1 protein-coding gene is annotated in these 652 nt (G+C 42.3%); it reads left to right on the forward strand.

Going from position 1 to position 652, the window contains the following annotated elements:
• The coding region (locus A3738_RS27710; RefSeq protein WP_197474094.1) for a DegT/DnrJ/EryC1/StrS family aminotransferase at positions 1-652 on the forward strand (652 nt) is incomplete at both ends.

Genomic DNA, 652 nt, shown 5'->3' on the forward strand with positions numbered 1-652 from the left:
GCCAAGAAGATATTGATTCCGTTATCAATGTCCTAAAGTCAGATTTTCTCACTCAAGGCCCCCAAGTCCCTGCCTTCGAGAACAGCTTAATTCAGGCTTGTGGTGCCGAGTATGCATTTTCTGTTAACAGTGCCACTTCAGCCCTACATATTTCTTGTTTAGCACTTGGCTTAAGGCAAGGGGATTACCTTTGGACAAGCCCTATTACATTCGTAGCCTCTGCAAACTGCGGGCTATATTGCGGTGCATACATTGATTTTGTAGATATCGATCCAGCTACATACAACATGTGCCCTACGAAACTTGAAAGCAAGTTAAAGCAAGCAAAAGCCGAAGGAACTCTCCCAAAAGTTATCGTTGTTGTTCACTTATGTGGCCAACCTTGTGACATGGAAAAAATCTATCAATTATCAAAACAATATGGCTTTAAAATAATTGAAGATGCCTCTCACGCAGTTGGCGCTCGATACAAGAACTCAAAAACTGGCGATTGTAAATACTCAGACATAACTGTATTCAGTTTCCATCCAGTTAAGATAGTGACTACAGCTGAAGGTGGAGCAGCTCTAACCAATAACGATGAGCTCGCAAAAAAACTAGAGTTACTGAGAAGCCATGGTGTCACGCGCGATGAAAGCTTAATGACCGAGGA

This window comes from Oleiphilus sp. HI0066, from assembly GCF_001635725.1.